General features: G+C 30.7%; 26 protein-coding genes and 1 riboswitch. Of the genes, 18 read left to right on the forward strand and 8 right to left on the reverse strand.

Annotated features, from left to right (window positions below):
* Position 1: 1 nt before the first annotated feature.
* The 3 genes from AAH949_RS03030 to alaS are packed head-to-tail and all read right to left on the reverse strand — an operon-like array spanning position 2 to position 5,016.
* Entirely contained in the window at positions 2 to 1,933 is a 1,932-nt protein-coding gene (locus AAH949_RS03030) for a penicillin-binding protein 1A (protein WP_348519128.1), read from the reverse strand.
* Positions 1,933 to 2,484 carry a septum formation inhibitor Maf gene (gene maf / locus AAH949_RS03035; protein ID WP_348518941.1) on the reverse strand — a complete coding sequence of 184 codons (552 nt, stop codon included), beginning with the start codon at positions 2,482 to 2,484 and terminating at the stop codon, positions 1,933 to 1,935. The genes AAH949_RS03030 and maf overlap by 1 nt, the downstream gene beginning before the upstream one ends.
* A gap of 3 nt (positions 2,485 to 2,487) precedes the next feature.
* On the reverse strand, positions 2,488 to 5,016 hold the full coding sequence (gene alaS, locus AAH949_RS03040) for an alanine--tRNA ligase (protein ID WP_134238391.1): 2,529 nt from the start codon (positions 5,014 to 5,016) through the stop codon (positions 2,488 to 2,490).
* A 127-nt stretch (positions 5,017 to 5,143) separates the two neighbouring features.
* Here alaS and AAH949_RS03045 point away from each other — a divergent pair, with 127 nt between their 5' ends.
* The 15 genes from AAH949_RS03045 to thiC all read left to right on the forward strand — a co-directional run bounded on the left by AAH949_RS03045 (position 5,144) and on the right by thiC (position 15,471).
* Positions 5,144 to 6,223, forward strand: coding sequence for a DegT/DnrJ/EryC1/StrS family aminotransferase (locus AAH949_RS03045; RefSeq protein ID WP_348518942.1), 1,080 nt, complete (start codon positions 5,144 to 5,146; stop codon positions 6,221 to 6,223).
* Complete coding sequence (locus tag AAH949_RS03050) at positions 6,223 to 7,077, forward strand: Gfo/Idh/MocA family oxidoreductase (protein ID WP_348519129.1); 855 nt, start codon at positions 6,223 to 6,225, stop codon at positions 7,075 to 7,077. Before AAH949_RS03045 ends, AAH949_RS03050 begins: the two co-directional genes overlap by 1 nt.
* Positions 7,078 to 7,171: 94 nt before the next feature.
* Positions 7,172 to 7,300, forward strand: coding sequence for a hypothetical protein (locus tag AAH949_RS03055; protein WP_348518943.1), 129 nt, complete (start codon positions 7,172 to 7,174; stop codon positions 7,298 to 7,300).
* Positions 7,301 to 7,806: 506 nt separating this feature from the next.
* The gene (locus AAH949_RS03060; RefSeq protein WP_134238388.1) at positions 7,807 to 8,532 is read left to right on the forward strand and encodes a hypothetical protein; all 726 of its coding nucleotides are present in this window, start codon (positions 7,807 to 7,809) and stop codon (positions 8,530 to 8,532) included.
* Positions 8,533 to 8,596: 64 nt separating this feature from the next.
* Positions 8,597 to 9,505, forward strand: coding sequence for a ferrochelatase (gene hemH / locus AAH949_RS03065; protein ID WP_348518944.1), 909 nt, complete (start codon positions 8,597 to 8,599; stop codon positions 9,503 to 9,505).
* An 11-nt stretch (positions 9,506 to 9,516) separates the two neighbouring features.
* Positions 9,517 to 9,936, forward strand: coding sequence for a DUF805 domain-containing protein (locus AAH949_RS03070; protein WP_348518945.1), 420 nt, complete (start codon positions 9,517 to 9,519; stop codon positions 9,934 to 9,936).
* 61 nt (positions 9,937 to 9,997) lie between these two features.
* Positions 9,998 to 10,276, forward strand: coding sequence for a WG repeat-containing protein (locus AAH949_RS03075; RefSeq protein WP_348518946.1), 279 nt, complete (start codon positions 9,998 to 10,000; stop codon positions 10,274 to 10,276).
* Between the two features lie 17 nt (positions 10,277 to 10,293).
* A complete protein-coding gene (locus tag AAH949_RS03080; protein WP_348518947.1) occupies positions 10,294 to 10,815 on the forward strand; it encodes a WG repeat-containing protein in 522 nt (173 codons plus the stop codon).
* 95 nt (positions 10,816 to 10,910) lie between these two features.
* Positions 10,911 to 11,546, forward strand: coding sequence for a WG repeat-containing protein (locus AAH949_RS03085; RefSeq protein ID WP_348518948.1), 636 nt, complete (start codon positions 10,911 to 10,913; stop codon positions 11,544 to 11,546).
* Positions 11,547 to 12,056, forward strand: a complete 510-nt coding sequence (locus AAH949_RS03090; RefSeq protein ID WP_348518949.1) for a WG repeat-containing protein — start codon at positions 11,547 to 11,549, stop codon at positions 12,054 to 12,056.
* Positions 12,053 to 12,400, forward strand: a complete 348-nt coding sequence (locus AAH949_RS03095; protein ID WP_348518950.1) for a WG repeat-containing protein — start codon at positions 12,053 to 12,055, stop codon at positions 12,398 to 12,400. The genes AAH949_RS03090 and AAH949_RS03095 overlap by 4 nt, the downstream gene beginning before the upstream one ends.
* Entirely contained in the window at positions 12,366 to 12,494 is a 129-nt protein-coding gene (locus AAH949_RS03100) for a hypothetical protein (RefSeq protein ID WP_348518951.1), read from the forward strand. Before AAH949_RS03095 ends, AAH949_RS03100 begins: the two co-directional genes overlap by 35 nt.
* Positions 12,495 to 12,507: 13 nt before the next feature.
* Positions 12,508 to 12,990 (forward strand): hypothetical protein, encoded by a 483-nt coding sequence (locus AAH949_RS03105; protein ID WP_348518952.1) that lies wholly within the window; start codon positions 12,508 to 12,510, stop codon positions 12,988 to 12,990.
* Positions 12,933 to 13,964, forward strand: coding sequence for a WG repeat-containing protein (locus tag AAH949_RS03110; protein WP_348518953.1), 1,032 nt, complete (start codon positions 12,933 to 12,935; stop codon positions 13,962 to 13,964). The genes AAH949_RS03105 and AAH949_RS03110 overlap by 58 nt, the downstream gene beginning before the upstream one ends.
* A gap of 49 nt (positions 13,965 to 14,013) precedes the next feature.
* A riboswitch (TPP riboswitch) is annotated at positions 14,014 to 14,118 on the forward strand.
* Positions 14,119 to 14,178: 60 nt separating this feature from the next.
* Positions 14,179 to 15,471 (forward strand): phosphomethylpyrimidine synthase ThiC, encoded by a 1,293-nt coding sequence (thiC, locus tag AAH949_RS03115; protein WP_348518954.1) that lies wholly within the window; start codon positions 14,179 to 14,181, stop codon positions 15,469 to 15,471.
* Positions 15,472 to 15,510: 39 nt separating this feature from the next.
* On the opposite strand, the gene AAH949_RS03120 is transcribed toward thiC, so the two are convergent.
* The gene (locus tag AAH949_RS03120) at positions 15,511 to 16,698 is read right to left on the reverse strand and encodes an MFS transporter (protein WP_134238987.1); all 1,188 of its coding nucleotides are present in this window, start codon (positions 16,696 to 16,698) and stop codon (positions 15,511 to 15,513) included.
* 76 nt (positions 16,699 to 16,774) lie between these two features.
* Here AAH949_RS03120 and AAH949_RS03125 point away from each other — a divergent pair, with 76 nt between their 5' ends.
* The 3 genes from AAH949_RS03125 to recG are packed head-to-tail and all read left to right on the forward strand — an operon-like array spanning position 16,775 to position 20,836.
* The gene (locus AAH949_RS03125) at positions 16,775 to 17,821 is read left to right on the forward strand and encodes a dehypoxanthine futalosine cyclase (protein ID WP_348518955.1); all 1,047 of its coding nucleotides are present in this window, start codon (positions 16,775 to 16,777) and stop codon (positions 17,819 to 17,821) included.
* Positions 17,821 to 19,041, forward strand: coding sequence for a pitrilysin family protein (locus tag AAH949_RS03130; RefSeq protein WP_348518956.1), 1,221 nt, complete (start codon positions 17,821 to 17,823; stop codon positions 19,039 to 19,041). The genes AAH949_RS03125 and AAH949_RS03130 overlap by 1 nt, the downstream gene beginning before the upstream one ends.
* Positions 19,031 to 20,836 carry an ATP-dependent DNA helicase RecG gene (recG, locus tag AAH949_RS03135; RefSeq protein ID WP_348518957.1) on the forward strand — a complete coding sequence of 602 codons (1,806 nt, stop codon included), beginning with the start codon at positions 19,031 to 19,033 and terminating at the stop codon, positions 20,834 to 20,836. The genes AAH949_RS03130 and recG overlap by 11 nt, the downstream gene beginning before the upstream one ends.
* On the opposite strand, the gene AAH949_RS03140 is transcribed toward recG, so the two are convergent.
* From AAH949_RS03140 to flgB, 4 genes are read right to left on the reverse strand one after another with little or no spacing between them, the layout of a single operon-like run.
* Entirely contained in the window at positions 20,830 to 22,626 is a 1,797-nt protein-coding gene (locus AAH949_RS03140) for a penicillin-binding protein 2 (RefSeq protein ID WP_348518958.1), read from the reverse strand. The genes recG and AAH949_RS03140 overlap by 7 nt on opposite strands.
* A 15-nt stretch (positions 22,627 to 22,641) precedes the next feature.
* A complete protein-coding gene (fliE, locus tag AAH949_RS03145) occupies positions 22,642 to 22,935 on the reverse strand; it encodes a flagellar hook-basal body complex protein FliE (protein ID WP_134238982.1) in 294 nt (97 codons plus the stop codon).
* A 7-nt stretch (positions 22,936 to 22,942) separates the two neighbouring features.
* Positions 22,943 to 23,437, reverse strand: coding sequence for a flagellar basal body rod protein FlgC (flgC, locus tag AAH949_RS03150; protein WP_134238981.1), 495 nt, complete (start codon positions 23,435 to 23,437; stop codon positions 22,943 to 22,945).
* A gap of 9 nt (positions 23,438 to 23,446) precedes the next feature.
* The gene (flgB, locus tag AAH949_RS03155; RefSeq protein ID WP_134238980.1) at positions 23,447 to 23,878 is read right to left on the reverse strand and encodes a flagellar basal body rod protein FlgB; all 432 of its coding nucleotides are present in this window, start codon (positions 23,876 to 23,878) and stop codon (positions 23,447 to 23,449) included.
* Positions 23,879 to 23,930 lie beyond the last annotated feature (52 nt).

Below are 23,930 nucleotides of genomic sequence, written 5' to 3' on the forward strand. Positions count from 1 at the left end.
ATTAAAATATAATCTCGCTTTCGCTTTGATCGACGCTTTGTCTTGGAAAAGGAGATTTTGGAGTGTAATACTCTATCTCTCCTTTATATAGACTTTTTTTAACTTCCGCAGGTATCATAAATTTTCTCGTGCTTTCTGGAAATTTCTGGATATATTCTTCGATAAACATTTTAAACACAGGTGCTGCTGTTCTTGCCCCACCTTCTGTTTTTTTCATAGGTTTGTTATTGTCATTTCCATACCAAATGAGTGCTTCAATTTCAGGTGTTAAACCACAAAACCAAGCATCAACACTATTATTAGTCGTGCCAGTTTTTCCTGCTATTTCAATACCTTTAACTCTTGCGTTGCGTCCCGTGCCTTGTTCAACTGCATTTTTCATCATATCCAAAGTTAAGAATACTTGTTCGCTTTCGCTTACTTTTTGCTCTTGCGGAATAAATTCAAAAATAAGTTCATTGTTTTTATTTTTGACTTTTTTAATTAAAATAGGTTCTTTTATGGTGCCATAATTTCCAAACATGGTATAAAATTTAGAGTATTCTAAAGGAGAAATCCCAAAACTGCCAAGCACTATAGAAAGATCAACGGGTATGTTTTTAAAACCAAATTCACTAAGTTTTTGATGGACAACATCAAGTCCCATAGCAAGTGCTAAGTTGATGGTCGCTAAGTTTCTTGAGCCTGTTAGAGCTTGTTTTAAGGTAATCATACCTTGAAAATTTCCACCATAGTTTTTGGGTTTCCAATCTTTCTCATCTTCTTCAGTACTTTCAAAAATTCTCGAAATATCAGCAATTTCACTCATTGGAGAATATCCAAGATTGATCGCAGCTTGATAAACAAAAGGCTTGAAAGAACTTCCAGGTTGCCTTGAGCTTTGAGTAGCACGGTTATAGTTGCTTTTTGTATAATCAACCCCGCCTACTAAAGCCAAAACATCTCCATTTTTGTGATTTACCACAACCATGGCACCATTTAATGTGCTTAAATTTGCATCTTTATCTCTTTTGACAATCTCATCATAACCAAATTTTAAAGCATTTTGAGCCATATTTTGCACATCAAGGTCTATGGCAAGTTCTATTTTATAGCCACCCGTTTTAAGATCTGTGATATTTCCTTCAAGTTGTTTTATGACTTCATCTACCACATAAGGAGCAGCGTTTTGAGTGAGGGTTTCATCATAAACTTGCGGAACTTCTGACATGGCTTGTGTGTATTCTTCTTGCGAGATCCAGCCAAGATTGTGCATTCTTTTAATGACATTATTAGCTCTTGAAATAGAAAGATCTAAGTGTTTGGTTGGATCATAAGTGCTTGGGGCTTTTGGCATACCCACAAGCATAGCAATTTCTTTAAGGCTTAATTCATTTAATTCTTTATGAAAATATCCTTGTGCTGCAGTTTTTACTCCATAATATCCATGTCCAAAAAAGATGTAGTTTAGGTATCTTTCAAGTATTTCTTCCTTGCTTAAAAAAGTTTCTATACTATAAGCAAGTATGGCCTCTTTGACTTTTCTTGTTAGAGTTCTTTCTGGAGTTAATTCTGTATTTTTGATGAGTTGCTGAGTAAGAGTTGAAGCGCCTTCCATGGTTTTGCCGCCACTTCTAATGATTTTTATTATTGCTCTAAATATTGCATCGATATTTACTCCATCATGCTCAAAAAAGCTAGTGTCTTCAATAGCAACAAGTGCTTCTATAAGGCGTGGCGGAAGTTCATCGTAGGTTGCATAAAATCTATGTTGTTCAAAAACATTAGCAATCAATTTGCCATTGCGATCATAAATTTGTGTTGTAAGAGCTGGACGGTATTCTTTAAAAGCATAATCATCCATATTTGCCCCGAAAAATAAATACAAAGCATAAGCAACAAAAATTAAAATAAAAAATAAAGCAAGAGCAATGCAAGTTTTTAAAATTTTCATCATAAATAAGCCTTTAGTGTTTTGGTATCAAGCCCCAAAGCGGTGCTTAAATTTCCTATTTGTTTATAAATATAGTCCTTATGAAAACCTTCACACATAATCGCCCCTGCCTTTCCTTTAAAAATCTCGCTTTCCACATATTTTTTTAAAGCATTTTCATCAAATTTTTTAAAATAAAGCATAGTTTTTGAAAGAGAAAAAATACGTTTTTTAGGGTTACTTAGCAAAAAAGCACTTAAAATACTTGCCTTGTAATTATTTTGCAAACTAAGCATTTTATAAGCTTCTTCCTTATCTTTTGCCTTAGTTAAAATTTTATTATCCACGCAAACTATACTATCAGCAAAAAGCAACATTTCATTTTTAAATTCATCTTTAAAACTCTCTAAAAATTGCTTTTCTTTTTCCAAAACGATTTTTTGCACATAAACACTAGGGGATAAATTTTTATTCAAATTCTCATTATAATCAAAGCCAACTTGTTTAAAATCAATACCAGCATCTTTTAACAAATTCGCCCTAGAAATAGAATTTGAAGCAAGGATTATCATTGATTAAAGTCCTTTTTCTATTAAATTTAGAGCCACATTTAGTGCTTCATCAATCTTACTTATATCCTTACCACCAGCAGTAGCAAAATCATCTCTTCCGCCACCATTTCCACCTAAAATTTGTGCAATTTCTTTGACAATATTTCCTGCCTTTAAAGGAGCGTTTTTAACTCCTGCTGCAAGGGTAATTTTTTCATCTTTTGCTTGTAAAAGTAAAATCACAGCGGAATTAAATTTATTTTTAAAATCATCAATCATTGCTTTAATATCGCCATTATCCACGCGCTCTACGCAAACTTGTACCCCTTTTAGAGTTTGAGTTTTTAACTCGCTTTTGTTTGAGTTTTTAAGTTCATTTTTAAGATTTATGATTTCATTTTTAAGTTTTTTAATGCCTAAACTCAAATCATTGCTTTTAAGTTCTTCTTTAAGACTTAAATTTTCATTGATAAAGCTTTTTACATATTCTAATGCAGCCCTTGAAGCAACAGCTTCAATGCGTCTTACTCCAGCACTTACGCCACTTTCTTTTACTATATAAAAGCTTCCAATTTGTGCGGTATTTTTTACATGAGTTCCCCCACAAAGTTCTTTACTTGCTCCAAGTGTTAAAACACGCACATTTGAAGCGTATTTTTCGCTAAATAAAGCAATCGCACCGCTTTTTTTAGCCCTCTCTAAACTCATCATTTCTAGCACGGCTTCATCGGCATTTATAATCATTTCATTGACTCTTTTTTCTATCATTTCAAGCTCGCTTTTTTCTAAGGCTTTGTGATGAGTAAAATCAAATCTTAATTTGTTAAATTCCACTAAAGAGCCTGCTTGTGAAATATGGCTTCCTAAAATTTCTCTTAAAGCTTGATGTAAAAGATGAGTTGCAGAGTGATGTCTTGCGATTTGCTCCCTTTTATCTGTATCAATTTTTGCTTTTACAAGATCATTTACTTTTAATTCTTCATTTGCATTTACAAGACTTAAATTAAGGTTAAAGAATTTTTGTGTGTCTAAAACTTCACACTCATTTATATATCCAATATCTGCACTTTGTCCGCCACTTGTTGCGTAAAATGGAGTATTTTCCAGCATTACCCAACCTTTTCCTTTAAGACTTGAAACTTCTTTAAAGTTTTCATCTAAAAGGGCTAGAATTTTACTCTCACATTCTGTTTTTTCATAACCCACAAAGTTATTTTCTCCAAATTTTTCAAGCAAAGCTTTAAAATCCCCACTTGCTACCTTATCTCCACTTCCTTTCCAAGAAGCTTTTGCACGATTTTTTTGCTCGTTCATTAGTTCATCAAATTTAGCTTCATCAACTTTTAAATTTTTCTCTCTTAACATATCTTGCGTTAAATCAAGCGGAAAACCATAAGTATCATAAAGTTTAAAAGCCACTTCCCCGCTAAAAATTTCTTTAGTATTTTTAAGCTCTTCATTAAAAATTTCAATTCCATTTTCAATTGTGCTTAAAAATCTCTCTTCTTCAAGGCGAATTTGTTCTTTAACAAAGTCTTTTTTCTCATTTAAATAAGTGTAGTGATTTCCCATTAAATCACAAACCACATCGACTAATTTATACATAAAAGCATTTTTAAATCCCAGCAAATATCCATGTCTTAAGGCACGACGCAAGATACGACGCAAAACATAACCTCTGCCTTCTTTATCAAAACTCGTTCCTTGTGCGAGTAAAAATACACTTGATCTTATATGATCAGCTATAACTCTAAAGCTCGCTCCACTTTCATAAACATAAGCTTTACCGCAAAGTTTTGAAATTTCATTAATAATTGGCATAAAAAGCGAACTATCAAAATTGCTAAATTTACCTTCTTTTATAGCTGTAACTCTTTCAAGTCCCATTCCTGTATCAATACTTGGTTTTGGCAATGGAGTAAGTGTGCCATCAGCACTTCTTTCATATTGCATAAAAACAAGATTCCAAATTTCTAAGAATCTATCTCCATCGCCACCCATATAATCTTCACTACTATTAAAATGCTCACTTCCTTGATCATAAAAAATTTCACTACAAGGACCACATGGACCTGTATCTCCCATTTGCCAGAAATTATCTTTATCGCCAAATTTATAAATTCTATCTTTTTCGATGTGTTTTTGCCACAACTCATAAGCTTCATCATCATTCTCATGCACGGTAACATAAAGTCTATCTTTAGGGAGTTTTAAAATTTCAGTCACAAATTCCCAAGCATAAGCAATAGCCTGCTCTTTAAAATAATCTCCAAAACTAAAATTCCCAAGCATTTCAAAAAAGGTATGATGACGGGCTGTGTAGCCAACATTATCTAAGTCATTATGCTTTCCACCAGCTCTTATGCAAGTTTGACAACTTGTTTTGCGTGGTGGGTTTGGGCGTGGTACTTCACCTGTAAATATGCTTTTAAAAGGCACCATTCCGGCATTAGTAAAAAGTAAACTCGCATCATCAGGCACTAAAGGGCTTGAAGGAGTGATTTCATGTCCTTTTGACTTAAAAAAATTTAAATATTCGCTTCTAATATCCATAATCTTTTGTCTTTCTTTAAATAAAATATAAAAAATTAAAAAAGATATAATACCAAAATTACTTTAAATTAAGTAAAACTAACATACAATAAGCCTTTTAAATTTTAATAATTCTTAAGGAAAATAAGTGAATTTCATCAATCTTGCCAAACAATACGAAACTTATAAACAAGAGATCGATAATGCAATTTCGGAAGTTTTAAGCAGCACTTCTTTTATAGGTGGTGCGAAATTAAATGAATTTGAAACAAATTTAGCTAAATATGTGGGCGTTAAGCATGCTATTGGTTGTTCTAGTGGTACAAGTGCTTTATATCTGGCTTTAAAGGCTTTAAATATCAAGGAAGGTGATGAAGTTATTGTGCCTAGTTTTACCTTTATAGCTACAGCTGAAATGGTGGCTTTAATTGGTGCTAAGCCTGTTTTTGTGGATATAAATTTGGATAATTTTAATATTAATTTTGAAGCTTTAAAAAATGCCATCACTCCTAAAACAAAGGCGGTCATTGTGGTAAGTATGTTTGGGCAAATGAGTGATTTAGAAGATTTAAATGCTATTTGTGAAAGCAAAAATATAAGCTTGATTGAAGATGGTGCGCAAAGTTTTGGAGCGAGTTTTAAGGGTAAAAAATCTTGTTCTATTGCTAAAATTTCTTGCACGAGCTTTTTTCCTTCTAAACCTTTGGGAGCTTATGGGGATGGTGGAGCGATTTTTTGTAATGATGATGAAATAGCTAAGAATTTAAGAATTCTACTCAACCACGGACAAACGCAGCGTTATAAACACGAATTTATAGGTATAAATGCAAGACTTGATACTCTTCAAGCGGCTGTTTTAAATGTAAAATTAAAGCATTTAGATGAAGAGTTAAACAAAAGACAAAAGATAGCAAAAATTTACGATGAAAACTTAAGTAATTGTCAAATTCCAAAAATTAATGAATTTGCCATCAGTGCTTACGCGCAATATAGTGTTTTAGTAGAAGATAGAGTTAGGGTTTTAAAAGCTTTAGAAAAGGCAAATATCCCTTATGCAATCCACTATCCAACGCCACTGCACAAACAACTTTGTTTTGGTGAATTTTCGCATTTAAAACTAGCAAATTCAGAATATGTAAGCGAACACATTTTATCCTTGCCATTTTCCGCATTTTTAAGCGAAGATGAGCAAGAGCAAATCATTGCGGTATTTAAGAATTTCAAATGATAAAAGTAGGTATTATTGGTCTTGGAAAAATGGGGCAAAACCATTTAAACGAACTTAGTAAAAATAGTCATTTTAAAGTTAGTGCCTTGTTTGATGTGGTTAAAAATAAAGAATTTAACGCACCATTTTTTACAAATTTAGATGAATTTTTAGATCAAAACAACGATATTATCATCATCGCAACGCCTACAAATTCACATTTAGAAATCGCTAAAAAGGTTTTTCGTAAATGCAAATGTGTATTGATCGAAAAGCCTTTGGCATTAAATTTAGATGAAATTGATGAAATTTCAAATTTAGCTAAAAATCACGGCGTAAAAGTGGGAGTAGGATTTTGTGAAAGATTTAATCCCGCGATTTTGGCCTTAAAACAAGAACTTAAAAACGAAGAAATCATCAGTATAAATATACAAAGATTTTCTACTTATCCGCAAAGAATTAGCGATGTAGGAATTTTACAAGATTTAGCCGTGCATGATCTTGATTTGCTTCATTTTTTAAGTGGCGAAAAAATCATAAGTGCAAATATTTTAAAAGTCTTTAATAAAGATGAGTTAAGAGAAGATGAAAGCATTATAACTTGCAAATTTGAAAAAGTCATTGCTTGCATGCATCAAAGCTGGAATAGCACACAAAGACTAAGAAAAATCACACTTGTAAGCAAAAACCATTTCTATGAAGCCAATTTGGCAGATTTTTCTTTACATAAAGACGGACAAAATTTAAAGCTTGAAACACAAACACCGCTTTTTGGTGAACATATGGCTTTATACGATTTATTTTTAGGTAAAGAAAATTATTTAGCAAATATTAAAAATGCCTATGAAGTGCAAGAGATTTTAGAAAAATTTTAACCTTGGATAAACTAAATATAAAAACTAAATTTCAAAGTAGTAAAAATACAGAAATAAGCTCTTAAAATTTTTAGAATAACCTAGGAAAACCTTAATGAAATTTAAAGTTTTAGAAACTATAAATGCAAAATTTTTCCCACAATGGGATGTTTTGCTTGATTTGCATATAAATTCATTTCTTGATATATTTTCCACACATAAACAAGTAAATAAAATGATATAACAGAGATTATAGAGTATAGTTTTTTATGTGATTTCTTAGAATGTAGTGTATGCAGAATTTTTTATGATTTTTAACCTTTATACAAGAGATTATCAAGATGAATTTGTAAAAGTATTTGCAAAATATTTCTAAATGATTTAATTGATTTTTATATAAACGATGAAAAACAAAATACATTATCAGCTTATACTAAAGATAAAGATAAAAATTGGAAATATTTTTTAGATAATTATATCAATAAAGAGTGTTTTTATATAGATGATTTTTGTATTGCTTCTTGGGATATTCCAAGTAGTTGGAATAAATATAATATTAATGCAATTATTACCCCCCCCCGCCAAAGGCACAAAATACTTTAATGAAATCTTAGCTCCTAAATTTTATAACAAATACAAAGATTTAGAAGTAGAAATTGATAGTAAAGGCAATGTGCTTAGGTGGGTTGGGGAGATTAATAGATGAATTTTATAATTTCACTGTGTTAAAAAATTAAAAAAGGATTTTTAATGTTTGTTGCAATGCTTGTTTTTATAGTATGGGCTCTTTGTATTTTTTCACCTTTAATAATGCTTACAAATTGGAAGTATAAAAATTTACTCCTAATTTTATTTGTGTGCATTGTTGTGCATTTTTCTTTTATACCCTTTACGCTGTTTGCTATGATATTTATACATGATTTATCGTTTGAGTTTAGAACACCCTTAACGATGGTAATGATAAATGTGTTTGTGGGTGTATTTATTTTATCGGTATTAAGTATTTTTTTGAAAAAAGTTGAATTTTTCATAGCTATTTTTTGGGTTTTATGTGTGATGGCTTTGAGTTATTATGGAGAAATTTTTACAAAAATAGCTAATTTTATGGATAATACTTGGTATTTTTTGATTTTTTTATTTGCGTCTTTGGGTTGTGTGAGTGCGATTTTAAATTTCATTTTTAAAAATAAAAATATCCTAAGAAATTATTTTTGCTTAGTAGTTTTCTTTTGTGTTTTTGTTTTATTTATAAATATCTTATCACACATAGAAATTGCAAATTATAAACAATTTATTTTAGATTCTTTTAGTTGGTATTTTTTATTTTTATTTACTTTTGTTTTATTTGCAGTGTATGGAATTTACTCATTATTTAAAAAATATGATAAAAAAGTGCAAGTTTGCTTCATTATTTGTGTTTTTTGCTTTTTTCCTTATATTTTTCCATTATTACCTATGATGGCGATGATGGATTAGACAAAAAATTTATTGATTTTAAATTTATATTAAAGTAAAATAAAACTAAAAAAAGGTTTTTTTAATGAAATTGGTTTTATTTTTAAATATGGGTGGAGCTACGAATTTACAAGATTGTGAAACTTTTTTGAAAAATATGTTTAATGACCCTTATATTTTAGGTATTAAAAATAAATTTTTAAGAAAATTTGTGGCATTCATGATAACAAAATCTCGCGTAAAAGCCATGAGAGAAAATTATAAACAAATGGGTGGAAAATCTCCTCTAAATGAGCTTACGCAAAGTTTATGCCAAAAACTTGAAGCAAAAGCAAAGGACTTTAAATTTGATTTTGTCAATCTTTATGTACCACCCTTTGCCAATGAAGTTTTGCAAAAATATAACTTAAATGAAAACGATGAGATTATTCTTTTTCCACTTTATCCACATCACTCAAGCACTACGGTTACTTCATCACTTGAGGTTTTACAAAATGAAATATCAAAGCAAAATATTAAAGCAAAGGTGAAAATTGTAGATATTTTTTATAAAAATGAGCTTTATAATGAGATGATTGTTTCTCAAATACTAGCCAAAAAAAGCAAGTTTGATGCTAAAACTTTGATATTTTCTGCACATTCTTTGCCACAAAGTATTATCGATAAGGGCGATTTATATGAAAAACATATAAATCATCATGTAGAGCTTTTAAAAGAAAGATTAAAGGGTCATTTTGATAAGATTATTTTAGCTTATCAATCAAAACTAGGCCCCATAAAATGGCTTGAGCCAAATACGAGCGATATTTTGGCAAATTTAAATGATAAGGCTTTGATTTATCCTATTTCTTTTTGCATTGATTGCTCTGAAACGATTTTTGAGCTAGGTATGGAGTATAAGCATTTAGCAAAATGTGATTATGATTTAATCACTTGTCCTAATGATAGTGATGAATTTACTCAGTTTATTTTGAATTATTTATTAAATTTTTAAAGGAGATTATAATGTTTGAACTTTATTTAAGTTTTTGGAAGCAAGGTTTGGATTTTCAGACGCGAACGAATAGGGGTGATTATTGGGCTATTATGCTCATGCAAATCCTTGTTAGTTTTTGTGTGGATTTGTTGTTTTTTTGGTGGTTGCCTATTGTCGCTAATATTTTTTCGCTTGTAAGCTTGTTGCCTATGCTTGCTATAGGTGCAAGGAGATTGCATGATATAGGATTTAGTGGCTGGTGGCAGCTTTTGTATATTTTGATTTTGCCTGTATTTGTGTTTATAATTTTACATTGTTTAAAATCAAATGAATTTACTAACAAATACGGAGAACAAATACCAGAAACTAGAAATTTTATCCCATATCTTATCGCTAATATAATAATCATCGCAATTTTAAGCTTCCTTGTTAATTTTGCTCAAATTTAAGACTTGTTTTACAAGTCTTAAATCTTTTGTATAGAATTTACTCAATAGCCAAAGGCGCTAAATGAAAAAATTTCAAATTTTAATTATGCTTTTTTTAGTATTGTTTTTGGCTGCGTGTAGGACGCATACTTTAAATTATAGCTCCAAAGCTCCTATTTTTTACGAAGAAGATAATTGGAAAGTATTTTTTGATAATGATCGTTTTGGTTTTAAAGATCAAAATGGCTCGGTTGTAATCAAGCCACAATTTGATTTGGCCTTAGATTTTAAAAATGGCGTTGCAAGAGTTGCACAAGATAAAAATATGGGCTTATTGATAAAAGTGGAAAATTTATTTTAAAACCACAATTTGATGATATGAACTATTTTAGCGATAGTGTTTTTGTGGTTAAAAAAGATGAAAAATTAGGCTTGATTACTTTAGATGGAAAAACGATTTTAGAGCCTAAATTTATACTTCCTGATAAATGGCGTAATATAAAAGCACCTTATATAATTTTTATAAATAATGAAAAACTTACAAAGATTGTTATTGATGACAAAACCGGCTTTATTGATGAAAATGGCAAAATGGCTATAAAAGCTAAATATGATAGCGTATCTAACTTTAAGGAAGGATTTGCTGCAATCAAGCTTAATGGAAAATGGGGTTATATCGATAAAAAAGGTCAAATGCTTGTAAAGCCTAAATTTGATTTTGTGTCTGGTTTTCTCAATGGATTTTCCGAGGTGAGGCTAAATGATAAATGGGGGCTTATCAATATAAAAAGAGAATTTGTTATAAAACCTGAATTTGATAAGATAGATCAAGTTGAAAATGCCATTCTTATTGAAAAAATAGAAAATACGGCATTGCAAGTTTTGATGGCAAAATTTTAGAACCACAATTTGATTATATACAAAAAAGCTATAATCAAAAGATATTTTTAGTAGAAAAAGATTCAAAAATAGGTTTAGTTAGCAAAGAAGCACAAGTGCTTGTAGAGCCTAAATTTTATAAAGCTTCTTATCGACAAAATGATATTTGGCAAGTAGAAATTGATAAAAAACTGGGATTATTTGATATAAAAAACAAACAATTTATATTAGAACCTAAATTTGATGATATGTATAATTTTTATAATAAATTTATAGGAGTGTATTTTCAAGGTAAAGAAGGTTTATTTGATATAAACAATCGTCGTTTTGTCCTAGAGCCAAAATTTGAAATTAGCAGTTGTGGTGGTACTAGCAAAGTTGGTTTAAATGGAAAATATGGAATTATCAATGATAAAGCAGAATTTATCGTGCCCATAAAATATGATTATATATCGTCTTGTTTTTCAAATGATCTTAGTTTTGTCAGTATTAAAAATAAAATGGGTTATATCAATAAAAATGCGGAACTTGTTATCCCTGCTAAGTTTGAGACGGTTACTCCTTTTAAATATGGTTTTGCACAAGTTAAACTTGATAGAAATAAAAAATTCGGACTCATCAACACAAAGGGTGATTTAATCTTGCCTTTTGAATTTGATAGTATTTATTATATTGAACCGCTTGCAAAATTTAGTGTAGAATTCAGCGAAATGAGAGAGGCAAATAAAGATATATCTGCAAGTAAAGAGTAAATGTTTTTTATAGTAGAGAAAAAGGGTAAATTTGGAGTTATGGATAATCGTAGAAAATGGATTATTAAGCCTCAAAATTACCTTATAAAATATTTTGATAAAGATATGGGTTTTATCATTTCTGATGGTTTATATTATGGTATCATGGATATGCAAGGCAAAGTTATCATTAAACCACAGTATGAAGAAATTTATAAATTTTCTAATAGGCTTTATAGGGTTAAAAAAGAAGACAAAATTGAGGATTATAAACTCAATAAAAATAATAAAATAGGCATTATCAACGAAAAAGGTGAATTTGTTTTAGAACCAAAATTTGATTATATAAATACTGATAAATATCCTTTTAAATTCATTCAAGGTGCTAAATATGGTTTTTTGGATGAAAAAGCTAGAATCTTATTTGAAATCAATTTTGCTTATGAAGATGATTTTAATAATGATATTTTGACGCTAGCAAATAAATATTGGCTTGTTCAAAAAAAGGCGAAAGTCAAATTTTTGATATGAAAAATAATCAAGCAGTTTTTGATATATTTTTTGACAATATTGCTAGATATGATAATTTTATCAGTGTTACTATTGCTAATAAAATTGGTGTAATGGATGAGAATTTAAATTGGCTAATCTTGCCCAAATTTGAAGAATTTAAAAAACTAGGTAAAAATCATTATCAAATTACACTCGATGGTAAAATAGGGCTTTTGGATGGCAATTTACACACTATTTTAGAGCCAAAATATGATTATATTGGTGAAAATTTTATCAATGGCTTTGCAAAAATTGGGCTTAATGATAAATACGGCTTTATTGGCGAAAATGGCGAAATCATCGAACCGCGATTTGATTTTTGAAGACGATTGGGATTTTAAAGATGATATGGTGGCTAAAGTTTTTACAGGTAAAGAAATAAAATTTATCAATACCAAAGGTGAATTTGTAGAATAATTAAAGGCAAAAAATGAAAAAAATTCAAATTTTAACTTTGCTTTTTTTAGCATTGTTTTTTAGTGCTTTTGATTATAAAAGTATTGATTCTTTAAAAAAATCTTGCGAAAATAATAACTCTAGCGCTTGTGTGTCTTTGGGCATTATCTATGAGTATGAGCTTGCAGATACTTTACAACTTAGGTTTGAAAAAGCAAAAACAATGTATCAAAAAGCTTGTGATTTAAAAGATAGGCAAGCTTGTAAATATCTAAAATCGCTTCTTGAAAAAAGATATTTGTTTGCACGCGAAGTGGTCGATAAGCATGGATTTGTCTATTATGGTTTTGTTTATAGTAATGATGATAAAAATTTCATCATCAAACCACAATTTATCGATGTGATGTATTTAAGCGATGAAATTATAGCGGCTAGATTCGATGAAAAGAATGATTACAAATGGGGGCTTATCAATCAAAAGCCAAGATGTTTATCTCGCCACAATTTGACGATGTAAAGCCTATTGGAAATAATTTTAACAGACAAGATTTTTTTACTATAGAAAAAGATGGAAAAATGGGTTTAATGGATAAAAATGCAAATATTCCCATTAAGCCAGCTCAATTTACAAAACTGGATACAAGCTGGATTGAGTACAATCTTATAATAGCTTATGCTAATTATTTTGAAGGCGATTTAGATGGTGAAAATGAAGATGAATTTTGGCTTATTGATACCAAAGGGAAGCTATTGTCAAAACTTAAATTTAATTATTTTGCAAATTGTAAAACAGGCTTGAAGTTGCGCGAAGCATCAAATTTAAAATGGAATTTTGTCAGTTTAGAAAATGGTGTTTTTATAAGCAAGATTAAATTTGATGATATTAAGTGTCTTTCAAATAATTTTATAGTAGGAAAATTTCAAGAAAAATGGAGTTTAATTGATAAAAAAGCAAACCAGCTCACAAAAGCACAATTTGATAAGATATATGATGAGTCTAAAATTACTGATTTTTTTGATGACAAATTTATAATAGTTCAAAACCATGATAAATTCAATTTGATTGATTATGAAGGAAAATTGGTTGATGAATTTGATGAAGTGGGTGATATTTATAAAAATTCTCTACTTAATATAAAGAAAAATGGAAAATGGAATTTTATAGATAAAAATGCAAAAATATTTAAAAATGAAGAATTATTACACTTTTCAACGCAAGAATTAAAAGATAGTAATGGTTCTGCTAGCAATAAAATAGTAAGTAAATTTAATGAAAATTTAGGAGAATATAGTGAAATTTTAGGCATTATAGCTTTTAAATCAAACAAGGGATGGTATTTTATAGATAAAAAAGGTAAGCCAATCTTGCCTTATTTTTATGATGAATTTTTAGGATACGCTGGCAAATGTATAATGATAGCTCAAAATAAAAATTTTAGTTTAATAAACAAAAAAGGCAAAGCGGTAACTAAAGAGCATTGCTATGAGTGAAAATAATTTCTTAAGCAAAAAAATTAAGAAAGTTAAAGTATAATTTTAACACATAAATGACGGGAGCTTGTGAGACAGGCTGAGAGTAAGCTAAAAGCTTAGACCGAACCGGAACTAGATAATGCTAGCGGCGGGAAGATTTATACTTTTTAAATTTATACTTTCTAAATTTAACTTGCACTCTTCATTTATCCAAATTTTTTAAAGGATAAATATGAAAACTCAAATGATTTACGCCAAAGAAGGCATTTTTACCAAAGAAATGCAAATTGTTGCACAAAAAGAGCAAGTAAGCGAGGAATTTTTACTTGAAAATATTGCTTGTGGAAAAATCATCATCCCTGCAAATATCAATCATAAAAGCCTTGATCCAAACGGCATAGGACTTGGACTTCGCACGAAGGTAAATGTGAATTTAGGTGTTTCAAATGATTGTGTTGATTATAGTGAGGAATTAAAAAAGGTCGATTTGGCTCATAAATTTGGCATCGAAGCCATTATGGATTTGAGTAATTATGGCAAGACAAGCCGTTTTAGAGATGAGTTAATAAGCATTTCAAAAGCGATGATAGGAACAGTGCCTGTTTATGATGCGGTAGGATTTTTGGAAAAAGATTTAAAACAAATTAGTGCAAAAGATTTTTTAGATGTGGTCTATCATCATGCAAAAAGCGGGGTGGATTTTATGACTATACATGCGGGCATAAATTCGCGTGCTGCGAGAGTTTTTAAAGAAAGTAAAAGGCTTACAAATATCGTTTCAAGAGGCGGATCTGTGCTTTATGCGTGGATGGCGATGAAAGAGGCGGAAAATCCTTTTTTTGAATACTATGATGATTTGCTTGAAATTTGTTTAAAATACGATGTAACATTGTCTTTAGGCGATGCTTTGCGTCCAGGATCTACGCATGATGCAAGCGATGTGGCTCAAATTTCTGAGCTTATAGAATTATCTTTGCTAACTCAAAGAGCATGGAAGGCTGGGGTGCAAGTGATGATAGAAGGTCCTGGGCATATGGCTATAAATGAGATTGAAGCAAATATGCAGCTTGAAAAACGCCTTTGTAAAGGTGCACCTTTTTATGTTTTAGGACCTTTAGTAACTGATATTGGTGCGGGGTATGATCATATTAGCGGGGCGATTGGTGGGGCAGTGGCGGCTGCAAGTGGCGCTGATATACTTTGCTATGTAACACCTGCTGAGCATTTAAGACTTCCAAATTTAGATGATGTAAGAGATGGTATAGTGGCAACCAAAATTGCGGCGCATGCAGGAGATATAGCTAAGCTCCCTAAAGAAAGGGCAAGAGATGATGAGATGAGCAAGGCTAGGCAGGATATTGATTGGGAAAAAATGTTTAAGCTTGCCATAGATGGAGAAAAGGCCAAAAAAATGTTTAACGAGCGTCGTCCTGATGATTTGAATTCATGTTCTATGTGTGGAAAAATGTGTGCGATGAATACTATGAATCAAGTCTTAAAAGGTGAAGATGTGAGTTTGCAATAATCAAAAAGGCTTTTGTTGATATAAATCAATAAAAAGCCCTTATAAATATTTTTTATTCACAAAATGCCAATAAAAAGCCACAAAAATAAACACCACGCCTAGTAAGGCAGTGATGAAATTTAAGCTCATACCTAAATCATATAAAAGTCCTGTTAAAAGCGAAAATCCTGCACTAAAACCAAGAAAAACCATATCCGTATAAGCAATAACGCGTCCATAATACTTTTTATCGCATTGATTTTGTATTGCAGTGTAAGTATAAGACCAAAGCGAGGAGGTGCAAAAACCTGCTGCCAAAAGTCCTATAAAGGAAATATAGAAATTAAATTGAGTCACAGCCCAAAGTAAAATTCCTAATCCTTGTCCAAGATAAATATAACTTAGATTATTATGATTAATAATTTTACTTAAGATAATAGGACCCAAAGCTAAAGAACAAGCACGCACCGCATTTAAAAAACCAATCACCAAAGCCGCAGATAAAACCTCTTTATAGGGGTGTTGAGCTAAAAGAGTAACTAAGGTTTCGTAAGCCGTAAGCCCTATAAAACCGTGGAGTAAAATAAGATGGAAAATAGCTTTGTTTTTTAAAACATACAAAAAACCCTCTTTAATCATAGTAAGAAAGTTGTTTTGAATTTTTTGCTCAAATTCTGGAATACTAAGTCTTAGCAAAAATAAAATTCCAATACTAATAAGAAAACAATCAAATAAAAATGCCGTTTTTGTGCCAAAAAAATTAATGAAAACGCCAGCACTTGCCATCCCTGCTGTATAAGAGATCGCCCAAATAACACTATGCATTTCATTGGCGAGTTTTAACTCTTGTGGGGTTAAAATTTTAGCGAGCAAGCTCATTTCTGCTTGAAAATAAATTGAAGCCACGCAAAGCCTTGTAAAAATGAGTATAAATAAAAGCCAAAGCATATTAAGATTGGTCACAAAAATGAGAAAAAATATAGAAAAAAGCTCTATGCTTATCATGCTTAACAAGAGTTTTTTAGGCTTATTTTTTTCGACTATAACCCCGTTGATTGGGGCAAGTAAAATTCCTGGTAAAAATGCCAAACTAGCACTGATTGAAGTAGCCCAAGTGGGAGCATTTAGATTAACTAAAAGCGTAAAAACGCCCGTTTGTGAAAACCAAGCACCAAAATACACTATAAACTGAACCGAAGCTAAAATTCTAATATTTTTATTATTTTTTAATAAATCAAGATAATTCATGGGTGAAACTATAGCATAAATTTATGTTTATAAATGCTATAATTTAGTTTTTTGTAATACAAATAAAGGATTAACTTTGTCAAGACTTAATAAACAAGAAGCTCTAGATTTGCTTCACAATGCAAGTTTGGCTGAGCTTGGAGAAATGGCTTATCAAAAAAAAATAGAACTTCATCCTGAAAAAATCACTACTTTTGTAGTAGATAGAAATATAAATTATACTAATGTTTGTTGTATTGATTGCTCTTTTTGTGCTTTTTATCGTCACCATAAAGAAGATGATGCTTATATTTTAAGCTTTGAAGAAATAGGCAAAAAAATAGAAGAACTTGAGGCTATTGGGGGTACGCAAATTTTATTTCAAGGCGGCGTGCATCCAAAACTAAAAATAGAATGGTATGAAGAACTTGTAGCTTGGATAAAAGAGCATTATCCAAATATCACCGTACATGGTTTTTCTGCGGTTGAAATCGCTTATATTGCAAAGGCTTCTAAAATTTCTATTACCGAAGTTTTACAAAGACTTCAAGCTAAGGGTTTATTTTCCATACCTGGCGCAGGTGCTGAAGTTTTAAGCGACCGTGTAAGAGATATTATTGCGCCTAATAAATGCGACACGGCCACTTGGCTTGAAGTGCATAGATCAGCACATAAAATCGGCATGAAAAGCACTGCAACCATGATGTTTGGGACGGTTGAGAGTGATGAAGAAATTATTGATCATTTTGAGCATTTAAGAAATTTGCAAGATGAAACAGGTGGCTTTAGGGCTTTTATTTTGTGGAGTTTTCAAAGCGATAATACAGCTTTAATCAAAAAACACCCTGAAATTATGAAACAAAGTTCAAATAAATATTTAAGACTTTTGGCTTTAGCAAGACTTTATTTGGATAATTTTAAAAATTTGCAAAGCTCGTGGGTAACGCAGGGCTCACTCATAGGACAGCTTGCTTTAAAATTTGGAGCCAATGATTTAGGTTCAACTATGATGGAAGAAAATGTCGTAAGTGCAGCAGGTGCGAGTTATAGAATGAATCAAGATGAAATGATAAGGCTTATTAGAAGTTTGGGTGAAAACCCAGCGAAACGCAATACTGCTTATGAAATTTTAGAAAGGTTTTAATGCATAATTTAGAAATTAATGGAGTAAAAATTCCTTTTATCTTTGAAGAAAATAATGATTTTCCTATTGTGATTTTAAGGCTTGTTTTTAGAAATTGCGGAAGAAGTTATGATGAGATTGCGGGACTTGCGAAAATGTTTTCACGAGTTTTAAATGAAGGCGTTGATGATAATTTTTTTAAAGAATTAGAATTTAAAGCCATAAATTTAGAAGCAAGTAGTGGTTTTGAAAGCTTAGAGCTTAGTTTGACTTGTTTAAGAGAGCACTTTGAATTCGCCCTAAAACATTTGCAAAATTTGCTTTTAAATCCTAGATTTGAAGAAAAAATTTTAGAAAAATTAAAAATCAATGCTTTAGGAGAACTTGCGAGTAAAAATAGTGATTTTGATTATTTAGCTAAAAATTTGCTTAATAAGAGTGTCTTTGAAAATGAAGAATTTCAAACTCCAAATGATGGCGATGAAAAAAGTATCAAAGAACTTTCTTTAAAAAATTTAGAAAATTTTTATAAGAAAAATATAAATTTAAGTAATCTTATAGTAATTTTGGGCGGAAATTTAAGCGAAGAAAAATCTCACATGCTTTTAAATGATTTATTGTCAAAATTTGAAAAAGGCAGTAAAAATTCTCAAAAACAATATGGGTTTTGCAAAAAAATAAAAGATGAGCTTTTGATAAAAAAAGAAAGCGAGCAAGCTTATATTTATTTTGCAACGCCATTTTTTGCGAAATTTGGTGATAGGGATTTGTATTTAGCAAAGATTGCTTTGTTTATTTTAGGGCAGGGTGGTTTTGGATCAAGGATAATGGAAGAAATTCGCGTTAAAAGAGGACTTGCGTATTCTGCTTATGCTATGCTTGATATGAATGCGTCTTTTTCTAGGATTTTTGGTTATTTGCAAACCAAAAATGAAAGTGCTAAAGAAGCTAAAAAGATAGTTAAAGAAGTATTTGAAAATTTCTTAAATGAAGGTGTGAGTGAAGAAGAATTAATCCAAGCTAAAAATTTTCTCATAGGTTCAACGCCTTTGCGTTATGAAAGTTTAAGCAAGCGTTTATCTATGGCATATAGTGAGTATTATCAAGGTTTAGAATTTGGCTTTTTTAAGCAAGAATTAAAACTTATAGAAAAAGTAGAACTCCAAGAATTAAATTCTTATATCAAAAAGCACGGAGAGCTTTTAAATCTTTGCTTTGCAAGTGTGGTAAATGAAGCTTAGTCAAAAAGATTGGGAGCTTTTTAAAAAATTAGGTTTAAAAAATTGTGTTGATTTGGCTTTGTTTTTACCTAAAAAAATAGAAAATTTAAATTTCTCATCTACTCCAAAAGAAGATTTTTGCGTTGAAGAGGTGGAAATTTTAACTTCTACTTATCAAAACAATAAATTTTTTGGAACTTGTAAATGTAAAAATTGGAATTTGGTGGCAAATTTTGTTTTTTTTCATCCCAGTAAATGGCATATTAAAATTTTTAAGCCTCATGGTTGCTATATTTTTCACGCTAAAATGACTTTATTTGGCAGAACTTGGCAGTTTGTAAATCCCAAAATTCTTAAAAAAGCAGGTGGATTTATCCCCAAATACAATATACAAGGCATAAAAGATGAGAGTATTTCTAAGCTCATACAAACTTATGTTAATGAAGAAAATTTAAAAGAAAATCATTTAGAGCAAAAATATATTAATCTATTATTAAATTTGCATAGCAATGACGAAAAATGCTATTTTTTGTATCAAAATTTAAGCAAAATAATTCAAGATTTAAAATATATTGAAATTTCTAATTTTCTAAGAAGGCTTAAGGCTAAAAAACAGGTTTTTCCAAGTTATGAGTTAAAAATTTATGATATTAATGACTGGATTTTAAATTTGCCTTTTAAGCTAACAAAAGATCAGCAAAATGCTCTTTTGGATATTAAAAAAGATTTACAATCTAAAGAAGCAAAGAGACGCGTAATTATGGGAGATGTGGGGTGTGGTAAGACTTTGGTTTTGCTTGGGGCTGCTTTGATGGTGTATCCTAAACAAGCAATTTTAATGGCTCCAACTAGCATACTCGCACAACAACTTTACGATGAAGCAAAGAAGTTTTTGCCTGATTTCATGGATATTTTATTCATTAAAGGCGGTAAAAAAGAAAAAGATTTAGATGAGAAAATCAAAAAAGCAAATTTGATTATAGGAACTCATGCACTCATTCATTTTCAAAGTCATAATGCTGTGCTTGTGATGATTGATGAGCAGCACCGTTTTGGTTCAAATCAAAGACAAAAAATTAATGATATGGCAAAAAATAATGGCTTAAGTCCTCATTTTATACAATTTTCCGCAACTCCCATTCCAAGAACACTAAGTATGATACAATCGCACTTGCTTAATTTTTCGTTCATTAAAGAAATGCCTTTTAAAAAAGATATTACAACCCTTTGCATACAAAATGAAGCTTTTGCAAAACTCAGTGAAAAAATCAAAGATGAAATTGCTAAAAATCATCAAGTTATCATTATTTATCCTTTGGTAAATTCAAGTGATAAAATTCCTTATCTTTCTTTAGAACAAGCAAGGGGGTATTGGGAAAGTCATTATGAGAAAGTTTTTGTAACGCATGGAAAGGATAAAAATAAGGATAAAATTTTAGAACAATTTCGCGATGAGGGAAATATTTTGCTAAGCACCACGGTTGTAGAGGTAGGAATTTCACTTCCTAGACTTAGCACCATTGTCATTGTTGGAGCTGAACGCTTAGGACTTGCAACTTTACATCAGCTTAGAGGACGCGTTGGAAGAGTGGGGCTTAAAAGCACTTGTTATCTTTATACTAAACTTAAAGAAATTCCAAGTCGCTTGAGGGAATTTGCAAATACTTTAGATGGTTTTGAAATTGCAGAACTTGATCTTAAAAATCGTTTGAGTGGAGATTTGCTTGATGGAGTGATGCAACATGGAAATGAATTTAAATTTTTTGATTTTGCAAGTGATGGTGAGCTTTTAAAACGTTTAGAAGAGAGTTATTGAACTGTTGCATTAATATCAAGTTTTAATAAATCTTGGGAGAGTAAAATATCTACTACATCCTTAAAAATAGGTAAAGCACTTTGTGCAGCATAATAGCTATAAGGCTTGGTAGGATTTCGCACTAAAACTCCTATGGTGTAAGCGTTGTTTTTATCATTAGCAAAGCCAAAAAATGAAGCATTGTAACGATTAGAAGTATATCCTTGTCTTTCAGCAATTCTTGCTGTCCCTGTTTTTCCACCTATTGTTAAACCTTGGGTTAACACTTTTTTTCCTGTGCCTTTTTCAATTACGGCGATTAAAATTTCTTGCATTTTTTTAGCTCCACTAGCAGAAAGAATTCTTTCTTGCTTGGCATTTTCTTCATTAAGCATTATAAATCTACCATTTTGATAAATTTTATCTCCAATGCGTGGAGGGGTATAATAACCATTATTATTAAAAACATTATAGGCAGCTAGCAGTTGTATAAAAGTCGTTTTAAGTCCATAACCATAGCTTAAAACGGCTTTTTCTATCTCTCTTAATCTATTAGGATTTGGCAATTCTCCCTTTTGTTCATAAGGAAGATCAATGCCACTTTTTTCTCCAAATCTAAAAATTTTAAGCCCTGAAATAATTTCTAAATTACTCAAACGCTTTGCAATTTCTATCATACCGATATTTGATGAGTAAGTAATGACTTCTTCAATACTCATTTTATCAGATTTATGAGTGTCTGTTATGGTGTAGCGACCCAGTTTGTATTTACCGCCGTGAGTATTGATGATTTCATCTGGTTTTAATTTGTCTAATCTTAAAGCTGTGGTAAATATAAAAGGTTTTATAACAGAACCCGCTTCGTAGCTGTATTCAATGGCACTAGCATTTAAAACAGATAAGTCTTCTCCGCGGTTTGCAGGATTATATCTTCTTGTGCTTGCAAGGGCTAAAATTTTACCACTTTTGCTTTCCATCACCCCAACTACAATTTCATTAGCTTTAAGGTCTAAATTTCTTCGATCTATGAGTTTTTCAATGGTTTTTTGTAATTTTAGAGATATGTTAATATATAAATCACAACCATCAATTCGTTTTTTTTCTACTGAATCTAAATTTAAGATAATATTTCCGCCTATATCTTTTAAGCCTTGAATTTTTTCATCTTGTAAAGGCATAAGGCATTCATCGTAATATTTTTCTAAGCCTTTTACGCCAATATTTTTTAAAATATTATTTTGCTCATCTAAAACAACTCTTGTGTAACCAATAGTTGGGGTGAGTGAGTCCAAAGACATATAAATTCGATCTTCTTTGTGTTCTACAACATTTAAACCCCTAGTTTCTACTTTGCCATTGCTATTGGTAAAGGCTTTAAAAAAACCTTGAACATAAAGTTTTTTTGAAAGTTCTTTAAGATAGCTTGCATGCTTGGAATCTAAATTTTGTATCAAAATAAAATTATAGTTTTTCTTTTTGCTTTTAAGTCTTTTTTTAATATCTTGCATTTGCGCTTTATCTGCGCCGCTATAAATTTCAAAAAGCTTTAGAAAAAGTTCAAATTTTTCAGGATTCATGCTTCTTAAATCAATTTCTGCACGATAAACTTGTCTTGAAGTTGAAATTGTAAAATTATCCTTTGTGATAATATTGCCTCTTAAAGCAGTGGTGTATTGGTCTTTTTCTGTATTAGGAATGTGTCTTTTTGAGGTAAGAAAAAAGGCAGAACTGAGAAAAAGTAGCATAAAAAACGATGCCATACAAAAGGCAAAAGCAACTTTTGTTTTTCTATTTTTGTTGTTTTCTTGCATCGTTTTATGGTACGATTAAATTTGTGTTCTTGTGATTTCTTTATAAGCATTAATAGCTTTATTTCTAACTTCTAGCATAAATTTCATGCTACTTTCGGCTTTTGTAATAGCAATAGCTGCTTGATGTAAATCTTTTACTTCCCCTGTAGCAATATCAGTCATCGCAGCTTCTGCTGTTTTTTGTGTTTTATCTAAATCTTCTATTTCATTTTTAAGTAATTTAGAAAATTCATCGCCTATGTTATTATTTTGCTTATTTTCTTGGCTCTGATTTGTATTTAGTGTTCCTATTTTATCTATACTATTCATTTATTTTTTATCCTTTTAATAAATCAATTGCGCTTTGCGCAATGGTTTTTGCACTTGTAAAAGCACTGACATTAGCTTGATAAGCTCTTGTTGCTTCTATTAAATCGGCCATTTCAATGACAGGATTTATATTTGGATAAGCAACATAACCTTGTGCATTTGCATCAGGATGATTTGGCTCATATTTCATGCGAAAATCTTTATCATCTCTTACTACTTTATCCACTACAACGCTTTGAATTGCAGGCTTGCCATCTTTAAGTGAACTTGGATCGTTTAAAGGATTTTCATATTTTAAAAAATTATTATCTTTGCTGATTTGCTCATTTAAAAGCTTATCAAAATCTGTTGCTTTAAAGATCACTTCGCGTCTTCTATAAGGTCCGCCTTCTGCTGTTCTGGTTGTGTTTGCATTAGCTATATTGGAGCTAATTACATTCATTCTAAAGCGTTGAGCACTTAAACCATATCCGCTAATATCAAAATCGCTTAAGTATGCCATAATTTACCTTTAACTTAATTTAGAACTTGCATCAAGTATAGAACTGAAAATATTACTTTGTCTTCTTAGAACCCCATCAAGAGCAGTAATCATAATTGTATTTTTACTCATTTCTGTGGTTTCAACATCCAAATCTACAGTATTTGCATCATTTCTTGCTAAATGCCCATCTCTTAAATAAATGGTTGATTTGTTAGGATCTGGGAATTTCCAAGGTTTTTGATGTCCTTCTTCGGTTATAGCTAATTGTAATTCTTTGTTGTCATTTTTTTTAAAAATTTCATTTGCACGATTAACCAAAGCGGTTTCAAATTCTATATCTTTTGCTTTGTAAAAAGGGGTATCAACATTTGCAAGGTTTGAATTTATAAGTTGGTTTCTTAAATTTCTTCCCGCCAAAGCACTAGCTACAAGCTCTTTTGATTTAAATGGGCTTATCATTTGAAACTCCTTTTTTTTAATTTTAAAGATATAAGCAATTATTATTCCAAAT

Source organism: Campylobacter sp. CCS1377, from assembly GCF_040008265.1.
GTDB lineage: Bacteria > Campylobacterota > Campylobacteria > Campylobacterales > Campylobacteraceae > Campylobacter_D.